Annotated in this window: 12 protein-coding genes and 6 pseudogenes; 10 read left to right on the forward strand and 8 right to left on the reverse strand. The window is 64.0% G+C overall.

The features are described from left to right. Nucleotides 1-543: 543 nt before the first annotated feature. A pseudogene (locus OL599_RS24540) lies at nt 544-1020 on the forward strand (IS5 family transposase); the annotation flags it as partial. Further along, nucleotides 1010-1918: pseudogene (locus OL599_RS24545) on the forward strand (IS701 family transposase); the annotation flags it as partial. The pseudogenes OL599_RS24540 and OL599_RS24545, both read left to right, overlap by 11 nt. 84 nt (nt 1919-2002) lie before the next feature. Here OL599_RS24545 and OL599_RS24550 read toward each other — a convergent pair. The 6 genes and pseudogenes from OL599_RS24550 to OL599_RS24575 form a co-directional block, all read right to left on the reverse strand. Beyond that, a complete protein-coding gene (locus OL599_RS24550) occupies nt 2003-2986 on the reverse strand; it encodes an HlyD family secretion protein (RefSeq protein WP_264716688.1) in 984 nt (327 codons plus the stop codon). 28 nt (nt 2987-3014) lie between these two features. Continuing rightward, the gene (locus OL599_RS24555) at nt 3015-5360 is read right to left on the reverse strand and encodes an ABC transporter permease (protein WP_264716689.1); all 2346 of its coding nucleotides are present in this window, start codon (nt 5358-5360) and stop codon (nt 3015-3017) included. Beyond that, nucleotides 5357-6400, reverse strand: a complete 1044-nt coding sequence (locus tag OL599_RS24560; protein ID WP_264716690.1) for an HlyD family secretion protein — start codon at nt 6398-6400, stop codon at nt 5357-5359. Before OL599_RS24560 ends, OL599_RS24555 begins: the two co-directional genes overlap by 4 nt. A 28-nt stretch (nt 6401-6428) precedes the next feature. Continuing rightward, nucleotides 6429-6911 (reverse strand): hypothetical protein, encoded by a 483-nt coding sequence (locus OL599_RS24565; protein WP_264716691.1) that lies wholly within the window; start codon nt 6909-6911, stop codon nt 6429-6431. A gap of 153 nt (nt 6912-7064) precedes the next feature. Further along, on the reverse strand, nt 7065-7370 hold the full coding sequence (locus OL599_RS24570; protein WP_264716692.1) for a hypothetical protein: 306 nt from the start codon (nt 7368-7370) through the stop codon (nt 7065-7067). A gap of 48 nt (nt 7371-7418) precedes the next feature. Beyond that, nucleotides 7419-7799: pseudogene (locus OL599_RS24575) on the reverse strand (SOS response-associated peptidase). A gap of 192 nt (nt 7800-7991) precedes the next feature. Here OL599_RS24575 and OL599_RS24580 point away from each other — a divergent pair. Together OL599_RS24580 and OL599_RS24585 are read left to right on the forward strand one after the other, a co-directional pair. Then, nucleotides 7992-8318: a hypothetical protein gene (locus OL599_RS24580; protein ID WP_264716693.1), complete on the forward strand. Its 327-nt coding sequence runs from the start codon at nt 7992-7994 to the stop codon at nt 8316-8318. 153 nt (nt 8319-8471) lie between these two features. Continuing rightward, nucleotides 8472-9282, forward strand: a pseudogene (locus OL599_RS24585) (transposase); the annotation flags it as partial. Nucleotides 9283-9401: 119 nt separating this feature from the next. Here OL599_RS24585 and OL599_RS24590 read toward each other — a convergent pair. Further along, nucleotides 9402-9512, reverse strand: a pseudogene (locus tag OL599_RS24590) (IS110 family transposase); the annotation flags it as partial. Nucleotides 9513-9723: 211 nt separating this feature from the next. Here OL599_RS24590 and OL599_RS24595 point away from each other — a divergent pair. The 6 genes and pseudogenes from OL599_RS24595 to OL599_RS24620 all read left to right on the forward strand — a co-directional run bounded on the left by OL599_RS24595 (nt 9724) and on the right by OL599_RS24620 (nt 15182). After that, nucleotides 9724-10122 carry an Ohr family peroxiredoxin gene (locus OL599_RS24595; RefSeq protein ID WP_264716694.1) on the forward strand — a complete coding sequence of 133 codons (399 nt, stop codon included), beginning with the start codon at nt 9724-9726 and terminating at the stop codon, nt 10120-10122. A gap of 39 nt (nt 10123-10161) precedes the next feature. Then, nucleotides 10162-10749: a cytochrome P460 family protein gene (locus OL599_RS24600; protein ID WP_264716695.1), complete on the forward strand. Its 588-nt coding sequence runs from the start codon at nt 10162-10164 to the stop codon at nt 10747-10749. Continuing rightward, nucleotides 10737-11195, forward strand: a complete 459-nt coding sequence (locus OL599_RS24605; protein WP_264716696.1) for a (2Fe-2S)-binding protein — start codon at nt 10737-10739, stop codon at nt 11193-11195. The genes OL599_RS24600 and OL599_RS24605 overlap by 13 nt, the downstream gene beginning before the upstream one ends. 2 nt (nt 11196-11197) lie before the next feature. Next, nucleotides 11198-13402 (forward strand): xanthine dehydrogenase family protein molybdopterin-binding subunit, encoded by a 2205-nt coding sequence (locus tag OL599_RS24610; RefSeq protein ID WP_264716697.1) that lies wholly within the window; start codon nt 11198-11200, stop codon nt 13400-13402. 37 nt (nt 13403-13439) lie between these two features. Further along, entirely contained in the window at nt 13440-14018 is a 579-nt protein-coding gene (locus tag OL599_RS24615; protein WP_264716700.1) for a peroxiredoxin family protein, read from the forward strand. 78 nt (nt 14019-14096) lie between these two features. Beyond that, nucleotides 14097-15182: pseudogene (locus tag OL599_RS24620) on the forward strand (IS5 family transposase). Nucleotides 15183-15328: 146 nt separating this feature from the next. Here OL599_RS24620 and OL599_RS24625 read toward each other — a convergent pair. Beyond that, complete coding sequence (locus OL599_RS24625; protein ID WP_264716698.1) at nt 15329-15712, reverse strand: VOC family protein; 384 nt, start codon at nt 15710-15712, stop codon at nt 15329-15331. Nucleotides 15713-15983: the final 271 nt, after the last annotated feature.

A 15983-nucleotide genomic window follows, 5' to 3' on the forward strand; every position in this document is an offset into this window, starting at 1 on the left:
GACAGTGCCAAGGCCATGCTGCACGGCAAGGGCCACGACGTCTGGGAGATGATCGTGGAGAACATCCCCTAACCCCATCCGGCGATCAAACAGTGCCCCGGAACCCGTTGGAAGTCGCAGGCATATCGCCGCGGTCACGAGTTCGTGGTCCAAGCTGCTGCCGGCCCCTTGTAGCGCTAGAGCGACGGCGGAAGCGGACCCGCTGAGGGGCGCGGCAGCGCGTGATCGCTGCCGCGCCCCTAGTGATCTCAAGTTCAATCCGGTGAAGCGCGGCCTGGAATGGTTACTGGGACCAAGTCGATATTGCAGCCGATGCTACACCTCCGCCCAAGACCGTAATCCGGGCTCAGTCTATGTCCGCTTCCGACGCTGGGCCGAGCAGGGTGTCTGGGGCGCCCTGCTGGAGACGCTGGTCAACCTTGGCCTGACCGACGGCTGGCAACACATGCTCGATAGCACTATCGTCCGCGGCCACTCTGAGGCAGCCGGCGCAAAAGGGGGACTCATAAGGAGGGCTTTGGTCGCAGCAGCGGCCGCTTTACGAGCAAAATCCACGCCCGTGCAGACGGTCAGGGACGCCCTCTCGGCCTCATCCTGACCGGCGGAGAAGTCTCGGACTACCAAGCCGCCAATGACTTGCTCGAACTGCCCGTCGTTCCGCCCAAGGCGATGCTGGCCGACAAAGGCTATGACAGCGACGACGTTCGCTGCGCCTTACTGCTGAAGGGTATCTTGCCGGTGATCCCGCCGAGGGCAAATGGCAAGCAAGCTATAGACTACAATTTTCAAGCATACCACGACCGGAACCGCGTCGAACGCATGTTCAACCGCATCAAACAGCTCCGTCGCATCACTGCTCGATATGACAAGACCGCCCTGTCGTTCCTCTACTTCCTCAACATCGCGGCGGCCAGACTCTGGCTACCATCTTTTGTCAACAGGACCTGGCACTACTTTGGCAGAACGTGGGGTGGCACCTTAGGTTTGGGAGTCCCGAATCGGCGTTTGAGTGATTCATGAGAGGTCGGCATTCTGGAGGCCGACGATGGGACGAGCGGACTTGGATTGGCGGGGGGAGCTTGAGCGCTGGCGGGAGCCGGTCCTGGCTGGTCTTGGCAACAAGACGCGGCGACGGATGTGTCGGCTCTATCTTGCGGGGCTGATCGGTCCCGGGGATCGCAAAAGCGTTCAGCCGATGGCGGCCCGGCTTGCGCCGGGCGATTACGACAGGCTGCATTACTTCGTGGCGGCCGGCGTCTGGGATGCGGCACCGCTGGAGGCGGAACTGCCCATTCAGGCGGATCGGCTCGTCGGCGGCCGCGACGCGGTGCTGGTGATCGACGACACGGCGCTACCCAAAAACGGCAACCATTCCGTCGGTGTCGCCCCGCAACCAGCGACACATCCCCGACACCGAATCGATCGCGGCAGAGGCCATGCTCACCGACGTGGCCTGGCGGTCGGTCAGCTGGCGCCGAGGCACCAAGGGCCGGCTGACCGCGCGGTTCGCCTCTGCGCGTGTGCGCGTCGCCGACAGGCCGACGCAGCGCATCCGGGACATGGGTGGCCAGCACACGCCTGGCGAAGAGGCTTGGCTGATCGGCGAACGCCGTTCGAGCGGCGAGCACAAATACTACCACTCGAACCTGCCCGCTGACACGCCGATCAAGACGCTCGCCGGCACGATCACGGCGCGTTGGATCTGTGAGCAGGCACACCAGCAGTTGAAAGAAGAACTCGGCCTTGATCACTTCGAGGGACGTTCATGGACGGGTCTGCATCGCCACGCCTTGATGACGATGATGGCCTACGCCTTCCTGCAATTCCGCGGCCTCGGACAGGTGGGCGGGGAAAAAAGAGGCATAGGACCACCGCCACAACCAAGCCTGACGGCGGTGCGGCAGGCGATCCTCGATCACTTCATCCACCCCACGCCGGCGCGATGTCCGCATTGCTCCAGGCCGCTCACGCCCCTATCTCGTCGTTATCTGCCAAAGCAGTGCTAGCCGCGATGTCCAAGCGTCCCTTGATCGCGAGGATTTTCAATAGTCGCCGGCTTCAGCCATACCGTCTGCCCGGGCGCCCACTTAGGCACCGGCACTACCGGGTCAAGACGAACGAAGAATGTATTGAGATCATGGTCCCCCGTGGCGCGCGCAGCGCGCCAGGCTGCGAATTCGCCCCAGTTCCGCATCTCCGCGACCTTGGCGCTGACAGGCTCAGCCGACGACGAACGGACGGTAATGGAAGCCCCGACCGTGAGCCTCCGCAGCGTGTCCTCGCGCAGGTTGAAGCCGAACCACAGACCGTTGTCCGGCACCATGGTCAGCACAGGTGCGCCCGGCACGACCGCCTCGCCAACCTCGGCGGCCAGGATGGCAATCACGCCGGAAGACGGCGCATGCAGCAGCACCTTCGCTGCCCGCGCCTCGACGACATCCCGCGCCGCTTCCGCCAAGGCGACCGTTGCGTCCGCCAGCGTCCGCTCCTCCGCAGTCGGACCGCGCTGCGCCTCCGCATATCGGGCCTCGGCGACGGCAATCTCGGCGAGGCCCCGCGCCTCCGCGGCCTTTGCGGTATCCAGTTCCTGCATCGAAGCATCCGACCGCGCGGCCAGGGCCGATTTCCTCGCCAGCTCTTGAACGGCCTGAGCATGCACGGCCTGCGCCTTCGAGATCTCGCGCTGCAGCCCCTGGACCTGCTCCTCCCGCACGCCCGCATAGACCCGATCACGATCCGACCGCACCTTGTCGACCTGCGCCCGAGCCGCGCCAACGGCGGCCCAGAGCTCAGGATTGCTCAGCACCGCCACCGGCTGCCCGCGCTGCACGGTCTGTCCCGGTTCGACCAGGAAACCAACCAGCCGGCTGCTGATCTCGGGCGCGACGCGGATCTCGGTCGTCCGCACCATGCCCGCGATCTCCGCCTCCTCGCTCGCGCGCCCCGGCCACCAGTACCAGAGCGCAACGATGGCGACCGCCAGCACGGGCGCTGCCGCAAGCCGGAGGGTGCGCCTAGACAGCCGGGGCATGGCTCGACGCTCGGGCCGCGCGAAGATGCGCCAACGCTGCGGCGATTACGAAATAGAGCAAGGTGAGCGCGCACAGGCGCACCCAGTCCGGACGCACCTCCGTAAGGCTCGCGCCCATCTGGTTGATGCGAACCATCCCGTTGATCGCGTTGACGCTCGGCAACAGCTCGCGCGCCCGGTGCAGGAATCCTGGCAGCGCCTCGGCGGGCCAGGAGACACCAACGAGGAAGAACTGCGGCAGGCTCGTCGCCAGCACCAGCAACACCGCCGTCTCCCGGTGTCGGAACAGGAGGCCGAGCGCTTGCCCCAAGAAGCTCGTCGCCAGGATGAAGGGAATCGAAAGCGCCGCCAGGGCCCAGACGCTCCCGAGCGTCGAGAAGCCATAGACCCGCGGCATCACGACGAAATAGAGCAGCATCGCCGGCACGTACAGCGTCCAGTGCGCCAGCCCTTGCCCGAGGATCGCTGCGGCCGACGCCCGCGCCCGTCGGGCCACGTGGCCACCCCGCTCGAAGGCGACCCCGCCCAGCATCGCCGCGCCCATCAGCAAGGTCTGATGCAGGATCAACACGAAGGCCGCCGGCACGACGTAGCTCGAATATGACGCGGTTGGATTGAACAGCGGCACCTGGATGAGCTCCACCGGCTGGCTCAATCGTGTGGCCGCCTGTACACTGGCCCCCTCGGTCCGCGCACCATGCGCGAGCGCGTCCGCCGCGTATGCCTGCACTGTTTCGAGCATCCCCTGCAGCGACCGGTTGAACAGGATGAAATAGGTCGAATCGGCGTAGATCGGCAGGCGTGCCGTGACGCCCTTCAGCACGTTCTTCTCCGTATCCGGCGGAATCCCCATTATGGCGAAGGCACGGCGCGCGAAGATCGCTTCCTCGGCCTCCCTATAGCTCGACGCGCGCAGTGCGACCGATATGTTGCCGTGCGCTTGCAATGCCTGAGTCAGCGCCCGGCCGAGCTCGCTGCCGTCCTGGTCCACCACCGCAATCGGAATGTTGCGCACGATCTGGCCCAGATAGGGCTGCGGGTAGAAGACGGCATAAAGCACCGGCGCCAGCACGAACAGCCCGAACACCCCGCGATCGGAGATCGCCCGTCGCCACTCTGCCGCGAACGCCCCTGCGGCACCAGGTGCCGCAGCATCAAGCGGCGGCTCGGCTTCCTCGGGAACAATCAGGCCACGCCGGGCCAGCGAGCGGAAGCGCAGCCAGACCAGCAGCGCCAGAACCACGGTCAGGCCACTGAGGACCGCGAAAGGCTCTGCCGTGAAGCGCAGCGCAGCACCGCGCGAGGCCTGGTCGAACAGGATCTGGATATACCACCGCAGCGGCAGGATCGCGCCCCACGCGCGAGGGAAGGACTGCATCGCGAGCACCGGAAAGCCGACGCCGGCATAGCCGAAGGCGGGCGAGACGATGATCCCGGTCAGGCTGAGCCCGAACGCCATATTGCGCGCTAGCAACTGCATAAGGCAGCCGATCATCTGATACGCGACAATCAGAAGCGTCGCCGACACCGCCGTCAGCACTGCGCTGCCGCGGAAGCTGACGCCGAGCCACACATCGAGAATGCCCACCATCAGCACGAACATCAGCATCAGCACGACGTAGTACGGTAGCAGCTTGCCGAACAACGCCGCCGCGATGCTGTGGCCGGAGAGGTCCCACCACGCGCGCATGCTCCGCCGTCGGAACTCCGAGCCGACCGCGTACCCCGCCGAGATGGCAATCACCACATGCAGCACGGTGGGCAGTACCGCGCGCAGCAGGAACTGCGCGTAGTTCAGCGCGGGATTGGACAGCACGTATTCCTCGGGCACGAGCCCGGCCTCCGCACGGTCGCCCACCGCCTGCCGCGCGGGCGCAACGGCCGCATTGGCTGCCGACATGGCGTCGCGAATACTCTTGGCCGCGTTGTTTCCCGGCGTGAAGAACTGGGTGTTGGTGAACGCGACAGGACGCGGCGCGCGGCCCGCCAGCACGTCCTTGCCGAATTCCGGCGGCAAGTAGATCGCTGCGATGGCGCGGCCCGCGCGGATCGCGCTTGCCGCCGCGCCGAGGTCGTTCGCGCGCTCCGCGACCGTGATCCCGGGCGCCGCAGCGATGGCCTGGATGAAAACCCGCGAGGTCGCGGAATTGTCCATATCGACCGCAACAACATCGAGCCCACGCACGACCGCGTGGCTGAAGGTAAAGCCTAGCACCGCGAAGGCGATGACCGGCACGCCGAAGAGCAGGAAGCGCGCGACAGGGCCACGGAAAATCCAGCGTACCTCCCGCGCCGCGACGGCCAGCAGCCCGGGACGAAGCCTCGTCACGAGCGCCGCTCGCCCCAGTCCGTGTAGACGCTCATTCCCGGCCGCAGACCCTCGACAGGCTGTGTCGGGTAAGCGCGGATCTCGAACGTCCGCAGGTCGAAATCACCGCTCGCCCGCGTCGCGCGCCAGCCAGTGTATTCGCCCTTCGCCCCGATCACGCGAACCTCCAGCCCGACCATGCGATCGCCGAGCGCGGGCACCCGGACGTTGATCTTCGAGCCCGGCTTGAGATCGCGCAGCAGGTCCTCCCGCAGGTCGAACTGCACCCACATGTCGCCGAGGTCGACGAGCGAGATCAGCGGTACGCCCGGCAGCACGAACTCACCATCCTCCACTGGGATGCGGAACACCTGGCTGTCGGCCGGCGCGACGATGACAATCTGGTCCACCAGCGCCTTGAGCGTCTCGACATCGGCCTTCGCGCTCTCGACCTTGGCCAACGCGATGTTCAGGTCCTCGCGCGTGAAGCCCGCAACCGCCTCGTTGTAGGCGAAGCGGGCCTGCTCCAGCGTGCGCTCGGCAAGCGTCAGCGCGGCGCTGTCCCTGTCGAACTGCGATTGCGGCGCATCGTGCAAGGTGACGAGCTGACGCGTCCGGCTGAACGTTTTCTGTGCAAGCGTCAGGTCTGCGTTGGCTCGGTCGATTTCCGCCTTGCGGACTGCGATGGTCTCCGCCCGGAACCCCGCCCTAACGCGCGCCAGCTCGGCCTCCGCCACGCGCAGGGCGGCCTCGCTCTGCCGCTCCTTGGCGAGCAACTCCGGATTGTCGATGCGAATGAGCGGTGCGCCCCGCGGCACGTCCTGCGAGCGTGACGCGATGATCTCCCCGATCCGTCCGTCGACGCGCGCCGCCAAGTCGAAGGTGCGCGACTGCACCTCGCCTTGGATCACCAGCGGCTCCCGCCGGCTCAGATACCAGATTGACAGTCCGATCATCGCCACGAACAGAATTCCGACGATTAACACGGTGGCGCCCGGGCGGCGCGTCCGTTGAATCATCGGCGTCTCTGCGATCGGTCTTCCCGCCGTTCCTTCCGACATCGAGGCGATCCAATCCGCAAAAACGAGTTCAGAACAGGATATGTCCGAGCGCCGCCAGCAACGCCGCAGCGCTAGCGGTCAGTGGTGCCGTGGCTTCATACTGCGCCTTGACTGCCTGCGCCGAGCTTTGGATTCGAGCGGGGTCGATATGCATATGCGATTCCGTCGCACTGCCAGCGGCGACGGACGCCGCGATCCGTGATGCCGCCGCTTCGGTCGCCACCCTTTCATCGCGCGTCTGCAGTGAGTGAGCTAGCGCGCTTCCAGCATAGCGGCTCAAGGTTATCACGGCAACGGACGCCACGATTTCCCGCGCCGTCGATAGCGACGTACCGCCTCCGGCAAGGGCGGTGTCGAGCACCTTAATTGTTAAGGTGCCGAGACTGCCGAACGGCAGGGCCACGACAAGAGCGACCAGGCGGAAAACAATGCGGCCGCCGGTAGGCGACGTTGTCGCGAGCCAGAGGGCGGCTAGAAGGGCCGCCAGCCCCAGAAAGATGTCATCCGCCATATGCGGCCACTTGATCTCTGCCCCGGAGGACGAGCTGTGAGGTCTCGCGCGCGCAGGGGAAGGAACTGCCTCGGCGGGCCGCGCTCCCCGAATTGCTTCAATTTTATGACAGCAACTCAACGGTAGGAGCGCAGACCGGTATCACGGCGCAGATTACGGGAAAGTATCCGCACGATGCGACCAAATGGAAAACTGCTTGCCCGGATCGAGCCACGCAGCGTTGGCGAATTCATTGGCGCCCTTGTTGGTGACGGTGCTGCACGCGGGCCGCACAGAGAAGCCCTCGGCCGCCCTCCCGCGACCCACGTCTTCTCCTCGCAGCGTGCAGCTCGGCAGTGGATCGAGGATCAGGCGGCGGAATTCGGCCTCCCGGTCGAGTGGATAGCGAAGATCACCATTCTGACAGGCCGTGGATAAAATCGACTTGAGGCAATGACGTAAGGAGGGGCCGGCCAGCACCCCCCTGCCCTTCAGCAGCGCCGCCCTACGTCGATACGCTCCGGGTCGCTATCGTTCGCCCTCAGCCTCTGCCAGCCACACCGGCCAATCCGCTTCCTCCAAGATCACTGGCATTCGGTCGTGCAGGGCGGCCACGTCGGCATTGGCCCTCGTGGTGATGATCGTGACGGTGCGCGCCACGGACCCATCGGGCCAGCGGAAGCCCTCCCACAGGCCGGCGAAGGCCATCGGGTTGCCGTCCTGGCGGGCAATCGCGTAGGGCTGCTTGCCGCCCGGCTGAGCCTTTCATTTATAGAATGCGTCGGCCGGCACCAGGCATCGCCGGGCCGCGAAGGCGCCCCGAAACACCCCGGAGCTGCTGACCGTCTCGGCCCGCGCGTTGATCGGGCGCCTGGCCGTTTTTGGGTCCTTGGTCCAGTGCGGCAGCAGGCCTCAATTCAACAGGTCGAGCTGCCGCGCTTTTGCAGGAGCAATCTGTTGGAGAGCATAAGCTGGACGTGGGGTTTGTCACTCAGCGCCCTGACCATAGCAATCCACACAATGGGTGTGGTGGTGATGGCCCTAGTGGGGCTCGTGATCAGGATCCGCTGGCTGGAGCCTCGGGCCCTTGGTTTAGGTCACGTGATCCTGATCGTGATTGGCGTGATCGGAGCGGTCGGACTGCCGCTGGCTGTGCTGCACGGGATAGAGGCCATGATCTGGGCAGCAGCCTATGTGTGGCTTGGCGCGATCGACTCGCCTCAAGATGCGATCCTTTATTCCGTTGACTCAATGACGACGCGAGGCGCTTCGGGGCTGACGCTGCAACCGAATTGGCGGATGATGGGCGCGCTGGAGGCGGCCGACGGCATGCTGCTGTTCGGCATTAGCACGGCCTACATTTTCGCGGTGATGCAGGCGTACTGGCCGATGCTCTCCAAGCCGCTCATGACCGGTCGTCACTCATGATGGATCAATCTCTTGTGTTTCCGTTGCGTCCGCTCGGCTCTGTCAAGGGGGTCACGACACGGAAGTGCGTTTTGCGCACGCTAGCACTACCTTGGCACTTGTACGGTTACGCTGCAGTTGTGTTGCGGACCGGGATTCAGTGGCGTCTACGCTGTGTCCCGGTCGAGCGACATTGGTGGGGATCTTGATGCGTGGCTGGCGCCGTTCCTCGGCGTGATCGGGCGTAGCACGCGGAGCAAGTGGGCACCGCTGTATGTGCAAGGATTGCTCGGACCGGACGGGCCGAAGAGTGTGCAGCCGATCGCCGCTCGGCTTCTCCTTGCTGCCACGACCAGCTCCACCATTTCGTCAGCAGTCCGGCCTGGGATGTTGCGCCGCTTTGAGGGGCGCTGGCCGCGCAGGCGGATCGTCTGGTGGGTGGTGACGATGCGGCGCTTGTGGTCGAGGGCACGGCGCTGCCGAAGAAAGGCACGGCAGCATGCCGTGCCGAGTGAAACCGCCCGAGATGCCGCGGATGTGCTGGCCGGATGTCTCTGGCGGCGCGTCGTCTGGCGGCAGGCCACCGAGGTGCGCTCGCCGCGCGCTTTTCGGCTGTGCGGGTGCGGGTGGCCGATGATCCGCGCAGCCCCCGCCACGGCCATTTGCCCGGCGAGGAAGTCTGGCTCATCGGCGAATGGCGCAGCAGCGGCGAGCGCAAATACTATCCAGCAATCTTCCGGCCCGTACCGCCCTGCGGCGCCTGGCCGCGGCAATCAAGGCGCGCTGGGTGTGCGAGCAGGCGCATCAGCAACTCAAGCAGGAACTCGGCCTCGGCGACTTCGAGGGCCGCTCCTGGACCGGCCTACACCGACACGCTCTCATGACCTGCATCGCGTTCGCCTATCTCCAGCACCTGCGGCTTAAGGCCGCTGGGTGGGGCAAAAAATCTGCCGCCGAACGCACCGCCGCCGCGACCAACACTGCCTGAACTGCGCCTCGCCATCAGCACCCGCCTGTTCGCGCCACCACGACGGCCATCACGATGTCCGCATTGCCACAAGAGCCTGTCTCTCGTCAGCCCGAAAGTGCCAAAGTAGTGCTAGCTACCTCCGCACGTTGGAGTTTTCGGCGTACAACCGCTCGGCCATCGGCACCGATGCCGTGGACCTGGAACACGCGCTTCGCAAGACCAAGACCAATCGTGGTAACCCGCATGGCGAACGGCTCCTCTCCTGTGGCGTCATTCAACGACGACCACGTCTAGCACTCAATGCCGTTCAGCAGGGGCCGTCCACCCCATCAACTCCAACTCCAGTTGCCTGACGTTGAGCGACGGCCACTGGAACTAGGAGAAGCAGGAGAAGAAACACGTGAACACCACGACCCAACTCGAAGAAAACGCACGACGTCCCAAAACGGAAAAGCAGTGTACACGGCCAAGACCCACACCACCGGTGGGCGAGAAGACGGTGCGTCCCCCAACTCTGACGGTCGCCTGGGCGTCGAGCTTTCACTCCCGGACGCGGCGCGCATTGGCGCCAATCCGGAGCAGCTCTTCGCCCCAGATTGTTCAGCTTGTCACGAAAGTGCGATTGGGCTTGCGGTTCGCAGGAGGAAGATCACTCTGCCGGTCGACCTGGCCATCGATGCCGAAGTGGACCTGCATCTGGCAGAGGGCGATTACCTTCTCAGCGCCCGCCTCAATATCCGCCTGCCAGCTATCAAGCGCGAAGTAGCCCAGACCCTGAAAGATGAAGCGCACCAGAATTGTCCGCACTCGCAAGCTACGCGCGGCAGCCTCGATATTGCGATCGACCTAGTCTGAGCCAGACTACCTGTCACGCTATTTTGTGGAAGGGGGTCGATGAAACAGATTACTGCCCTGACCTCCGCAGTTGCGCCGGCAGCAAGCGTCATCGCTGCAATGTCATTCGCAGCCGTTGGCGCCCATGACGACCGCTTCCGGATCTTCGGTCTCAAAATTCCCGCCGGAGACCGCGAGTGGCAGTTTTTTGTCGTTTCTCACGAGCCGGGACTCGACGAACTCAGAGGCGTTCCCGGTAGCGCCACCGCGACAAAAGCTTATCAGGACGAAGCGCTTCCGTTTCCCGATGGCACGATACTCACTAAGCTCGCCTGGAAACATGAGCCGCTCGGCGGGATCGACGGCGCCTTCGTCACCGGTCCCGCCACCTCGGTTCAGATCATGGTCAAGGACTCAAGGACATACGCTGCGACGGGCGGCTGGGAATTCGGCCGTTTCATCGACAGTAAATCCGTCGACCAAGGTCAGCTTGAGACATGCTTCCCGCGGTCCCAAGCTTACGCGGAAGGGGAACGACTTCGTCTTCACGCGTTGCGCGCCCTGAGGGTTGAACATGGAGAGCGTCGGCGAAGCGTGCCGCGGGGATCACCGCAGGCAGAAAAGGAGAGGACACCGTGGTATTCGTAATTCAGGTCAACGGGACCGTACAGTCCGTCGACGTCGATGACGACACGCCGCTGCTCTGGGTGTTGCGCGACGTGCTGGGCATGACCGGTACGAAGTTTGGTTGTGGCATGGCGCTGTGCGGCGCTTGCACCGTGCATATCGATGGCGTTGCTAGCCGTTCCTGCGTCACAACCATCGACAGTATCGGCAGGTCGCAAATCACAACCATCGAGGCGATCGGAGCGACGGCATCTGGTGCCAAGATCCAGAAGGCCTGGCTCGACCGCGAAGTCGTTCAGTGCGGTTACTGCCAGTCGGGTCAAATAATGTCGGCCTCGGCTCTGCTTGCGAGCAATCCGCATCCGACGGATTCCGACATCGACGAGGCCATGTCCGGCAACATTTGTCGCTGCGGGACCTATATCCGCATTCGTGAGGCAATCAAGCAGGCAGCGCGGGGAGGCTGACCATGGTCCTCGATCGCATCGCTTTCCAAGGCATCGACTTTGACCGAACCTCATCGGCAGACGGTCCTTCCCGGCGCACCTTTTTGCGGGCCGGAGCGGCAGCCGGTGGAGGCTTGTTGCTGAGCCTTAGCTTGCCGTTCGTGAGCGGCGACGTCAAAGCAGCCAATTCCGCGAGCTTTGTCCCGAACGCGTTCATCCGCATCAGCGGCGATGGGCAGATCGTCCTGACCATGCCTTATGTCGAGATGGGGCAGGGCACCTACACGGCGATTCCGATGCTGATCGCGGAAGAACTCGAGGTGGACCTGAAACAGGTGCGCCTGCAACATGCTCCACCGAACGAAAAGCTCTACGCCAACCCGTTGCTGGGCGTGCAGGCTACTGGCAACTCAAATGCGATACGCGGTGCGTGGTACCCCCTGCGCCAAGCGGGCGCAATAGCGAGAGCCATGCTCGTGTCGGCGGCGGCAGAGCACTGGAAGGTTGATCCAGCGTCGTGCCGCGCGCAAAGCGGTAAAGTGCGTCACCCGCCGACGGGGAGAAGCATCAAATATGGCGATCTGGCTGCCGATGCCTCCCGCATGGTTGTACCTGCGAATGTGGCGCTGAAACGCCCCGAGGAGTTCAAGCTCATCGGCACTGCGGCCAAGCGTCTCGATACGCCGGCGAAGGTCAACGGGACGGCCGTCTACGGCATCGATGTTCGGCCGCCGGGCGTGAAGATCGCGACCCTTGCGCAGTCGCCCGCTTTCGGCGGGCACGTGAAGGGCGTGGAAGATGCGGCGGCCAAGGCTGTCAAGGGTGTCCGTCAGATCGTGCGGCTTGACGACGCCGTTGCCGTCGTGGCTGACCACATGGGGGCTGCAAAGAAAGGGCTGGCGGCGCTGGTGATCGAATGGGAAGACGGCCCGCACGCCGAGCTCAACACTGGAGAGGTCGCGCGCAAGCTCGAAGAGGCGACGCTTAGTTCGGGAGCGGTGGCGCAGAATATCGGTGACGCCGACAAGGCCATGGCGAGCGCCGTCACCAAGGTCGAGGCAACGTATCAGGTTCCGTTCCTTGCACACGCCACAATGGAGCCGATGAACTGCACTGTTCATGTCAGGAAGGACGGCTGCGAGGTCTGGGTCGGCAGTCAGGCCATCGGGCGCGTGCAGGCGGCGGCCGCGAAGATCACTGGCCTGCCGCTGGACAAGGTGGTGGCCCACAATCATCTGATCGGTGGTGGGTTTGGACGCCGACTGGAGATCGATGGTGTCGTTCGTGCCGTCCAGATCGCGCAACAGGTCGATGGCCCTGTGAAGGTCGTGTGGACCCGCGAAGAAGATATCCAGCACGACATGTATCGCCCTTATTGGTTCGACCGGATCTCCGCCGGTCTCGATGAAAAAGGCATGCCGGTCGCCTGGAACCATCGCTTTGCAGGATCCTCGGTTCTGGCGAGATGGCTGCCTCCTGTGTTCGAGAATGGTCTCGATCCCGACACCACGGAGGGCGCCATCAATCTGGTCTATGCACTCCCAAACCTGCATGTGGAATATTTGCGGGTAGAACCTCCGGGCATTCCGACCGCCTTCTGGCGCAGCGTCGGGCCGTCGCACAATGTCTTCGTAACCGAGAGCTTCATGGACGAATTGGCGGCGGCGGCGAAGCAGGATGCGGTCGCGTATCGACTGGCTCTGCTTGGAAAGGCCCCCCGCGCAAAAGCCGTCCTCGAGCTTGCTGCAGAAAAGGCCGGCTGGGGACAGCCATTGCCTGAAAGGGTCGGCCGTGGCGTCTCCGTTCAATTCGTCTTCGGGAGCTATCTGGCGCAAGTTGCCGAAGTCGAAGTATCGAAGGATGGTATGGTTCGTGTGCGGCGCGTCGTCTGCGCGATCGATTGCGGCGCCGTCGTCAATCCCGATACAGTTCGGGCGCAGATAGAGAGCGGCATCATCTTCGGCGTCACGGCGGCGCTCTATGGCGAGATCACGCTCAAGGGCGGGCGTGTCGAGCAATCCAACTTCGATACTTACCGAATGCTGCGCATGAACGAGGCGCCGGCCATCGAGATCCACATCGTCCAAAACTCCGAGCCGCCGGGAGGAGTGGGTGAGACTGGGACATCGGCGATCGTCCCCGCGGTCAGCAATGCAATCTTTGCGGCAACCGGCAAGCGCCTACGCAAAATGCCGGTCGACAACGCTGCGCTCAAGCAGCCGGTGTGAACGGAGAAACGGTGGAGGATTTCTTATGCGATCTGACATGGTTCCAGGGGCTATCTTCCCGGACTATGAGCTTTCCGATCACACCGCAAAACGGCGGAAACTTTCCGAACTTCAAGGACAAGATCCAATGGTTCTCGTCCTCAGCCGAGGAGGTTTCTGCCCGAAGGACCGCCGGCAGGCTGAAGGGCTTGTTGAACTCCATCGTGAGCTCGAGGTTGCCTATTGCCGGTTGGTTACGATTAGCACCGACAATATTACTCAGACGAATAAATACCGCAGCGGGGTCGGTGCTCACTGGCCCTTCCTCTCTGACGCGCGGCGCACAGTCCAGAACGATCTCGACATCGCCGAATACACTGATCCTGTCAACAATCCCATGATTCCGCATGTGATTATCCTGGAGCCCGGCCGCGTCATTTATAAGATCTATAGCGGATACTGGTTCTTCGGTCGGCCGACCGTGGAAGAGCTCCGACAGGATCTACGGGCCGTTACCAAGAAATGCCGGCCAGATTGGGACATCACAACGCCAGAACTCAGAGCGGGGTGGCAGCAAGGCCGCAAGGAACTCTTCTATCCATACGGCAAAACGTACGCCCAAACTCTCGGCGAGTAGGATTAGCAGGTTGCTGAAATTGGTAGCGGCTCCGACGCCTGCGTGATTCGCTGTGTGGGGGGCGCAGCGAGGGCAAAGATGCGCGGGAGTGAGGCGGTTGCGGGATCACTGTTCAGCTACGTGGACCTCGAGAAGCGTGTTCGGGCGGATCATCCGCTGCGGGTGATCCGCAGCATCGTGAACGCCATCCTGTCGGCGCTCTCGGCCGAGTTCGATACGCTCTATTCGCCGTTCGGTCGGGAGTCGATTCCGCCGGAGCGGCTGCTGCGGGCGCTGCTGTTGCAGGCGTTCTACTCGATCCGCTCGGAGCGGCAGTTGGTCGAGCGGATCGAGTTCGACCTGCTGTTCCGCTGGTTCGTCGGTCTCGGCGTCGATGATCCGGTGTGGGACGCGACGAGCTTCACCAAGAACCGCGACCGGCTGCTCGGGGGCGATGTGGCCGTGAAGTTCCTCGCCGCGGTGCTGGCGCAACCGCAGGTGAAGGCGCTGCTCTCGACCGAGCATTTCTCGGCGGACGGGACGCTGCTGGAGGCGTGGGCCAGTACCAAGAGCTTCCGACCGAAGGACGGCTCTGGGCCGCCCCCGATGCGGGCCGCAATGGCGAGCAGGACTTCCGCGGCCAGAAACGCAGCAATGACACCCACGGATCTAGCACCGATCCGGATGCGCGGCTCTACCGCAAGGGCCGCGGCAAGGAGGCGAAGCTCTGTTTCATGGGGCACGCGCTGATGGAAAACAGGAACGGACTGATCGTCGGCGCCACCGCCCCCCGCGCCTCGGCGCCATGCCGAGCGGCTGGCCGCGCTGCAACTGGTCGAGCCACACGCCACCCCCTCACAGCCGATCACGCTGGGCGGCGACAAGGGGTTCGACACGCAGGACTTCGTGGCCGAACTGCGGGCGATCAACGTCACCCCGCATGCCGCGCAGAACACCAACGGCCGCCGTTCGGCCATCGACGGCCGAACCACCCGCCACCCCGGCTACGACATCAGCTTGCGTATCCGCAAGCGGATCGAGGAGGCGTTCGGCTGGGCCAAGACTGTCGCCGGACTGCGCAAGGCGCGCCATCGCGGGCTGCCCAGGATCGACTGGCAGTTCACCTTCGCCATGGCGGCCTACAACCTCGTCCGCCTGCCCAAGCTGCTGGCAGCGGCGGCGTGACACCGCGAGTCCGTCCGAAACGACATGCCGGGGCGGAAACCCACCCTCTAGATGCAGTGATCTGCCCATCAACGCGGAAAAAGGCACCGGCCGACCACGAAGAAACCGACCAACCGCCAGTCATTTCAGCAACCTGCTAGCCTCGCTCAGCCGCCGCTGCCGTAAGGCCGGGTGATCACTTCGAGGTAATGGCCGTCCGGATCACGAAAATAGACGCCGCGCCCACCATTGTTGTGGTTGATCTCGCCGGGCCGGCTACCCCTCGGATCGGCCCAGTATTCGAGGCCGTGATCCTTGATGCGGCTGAAGACGGCGTCGAAATCAGCTTCGCTGATCAGGAAGGCGTAGTGCTGCGGCCGGATCGGGCCCTCGACGTCGGCAAAGTCGAGCGAGACGCCGTTGTCCAGCTCGACGACGTCGAAGTGGCCGAAGCGGGTCGGCGCTGGCCGGCCCAGCATCTCGGCCAGGAACTTGGCTGAGGCGCTCTGGTTCGAGCACCAGACGATGGTGTGATTGAGTTGAGCGACCATAACGCGGGCTCCGGCGACAGGGGACTAGAGTGACTTGAGCATGGTGGCGGTCCGTTTCAATCGCAACTGCTCGTGCATGATGTTCTGATATGCGCCGGCTCGGGTCGGGTCCCACCGTCCCAGATAGGCCACACTGGGTGGGAAGCCGACATTCGGGCTGCCAAGACCGACCAAAAGTGACCCAAGGCGGACCTCGCATGGTCAGACGCAAACGTTTGGATCGGGTGGAGCGGACCTCAGCTTTCCGGTTGCAGCTCATCCGCTCCCCCGG

The sequence above is a fragment of the Limobrevibacterium gyesilva genome, assembly GCF_025989185.1.
Lineage (GTDB): Bacteria > Pseudomonadota > Alphaproteobacteria > Acetobacterales > Acetobacteraceae > Limobrevibacterium > Limobrevibacterium gyesilva.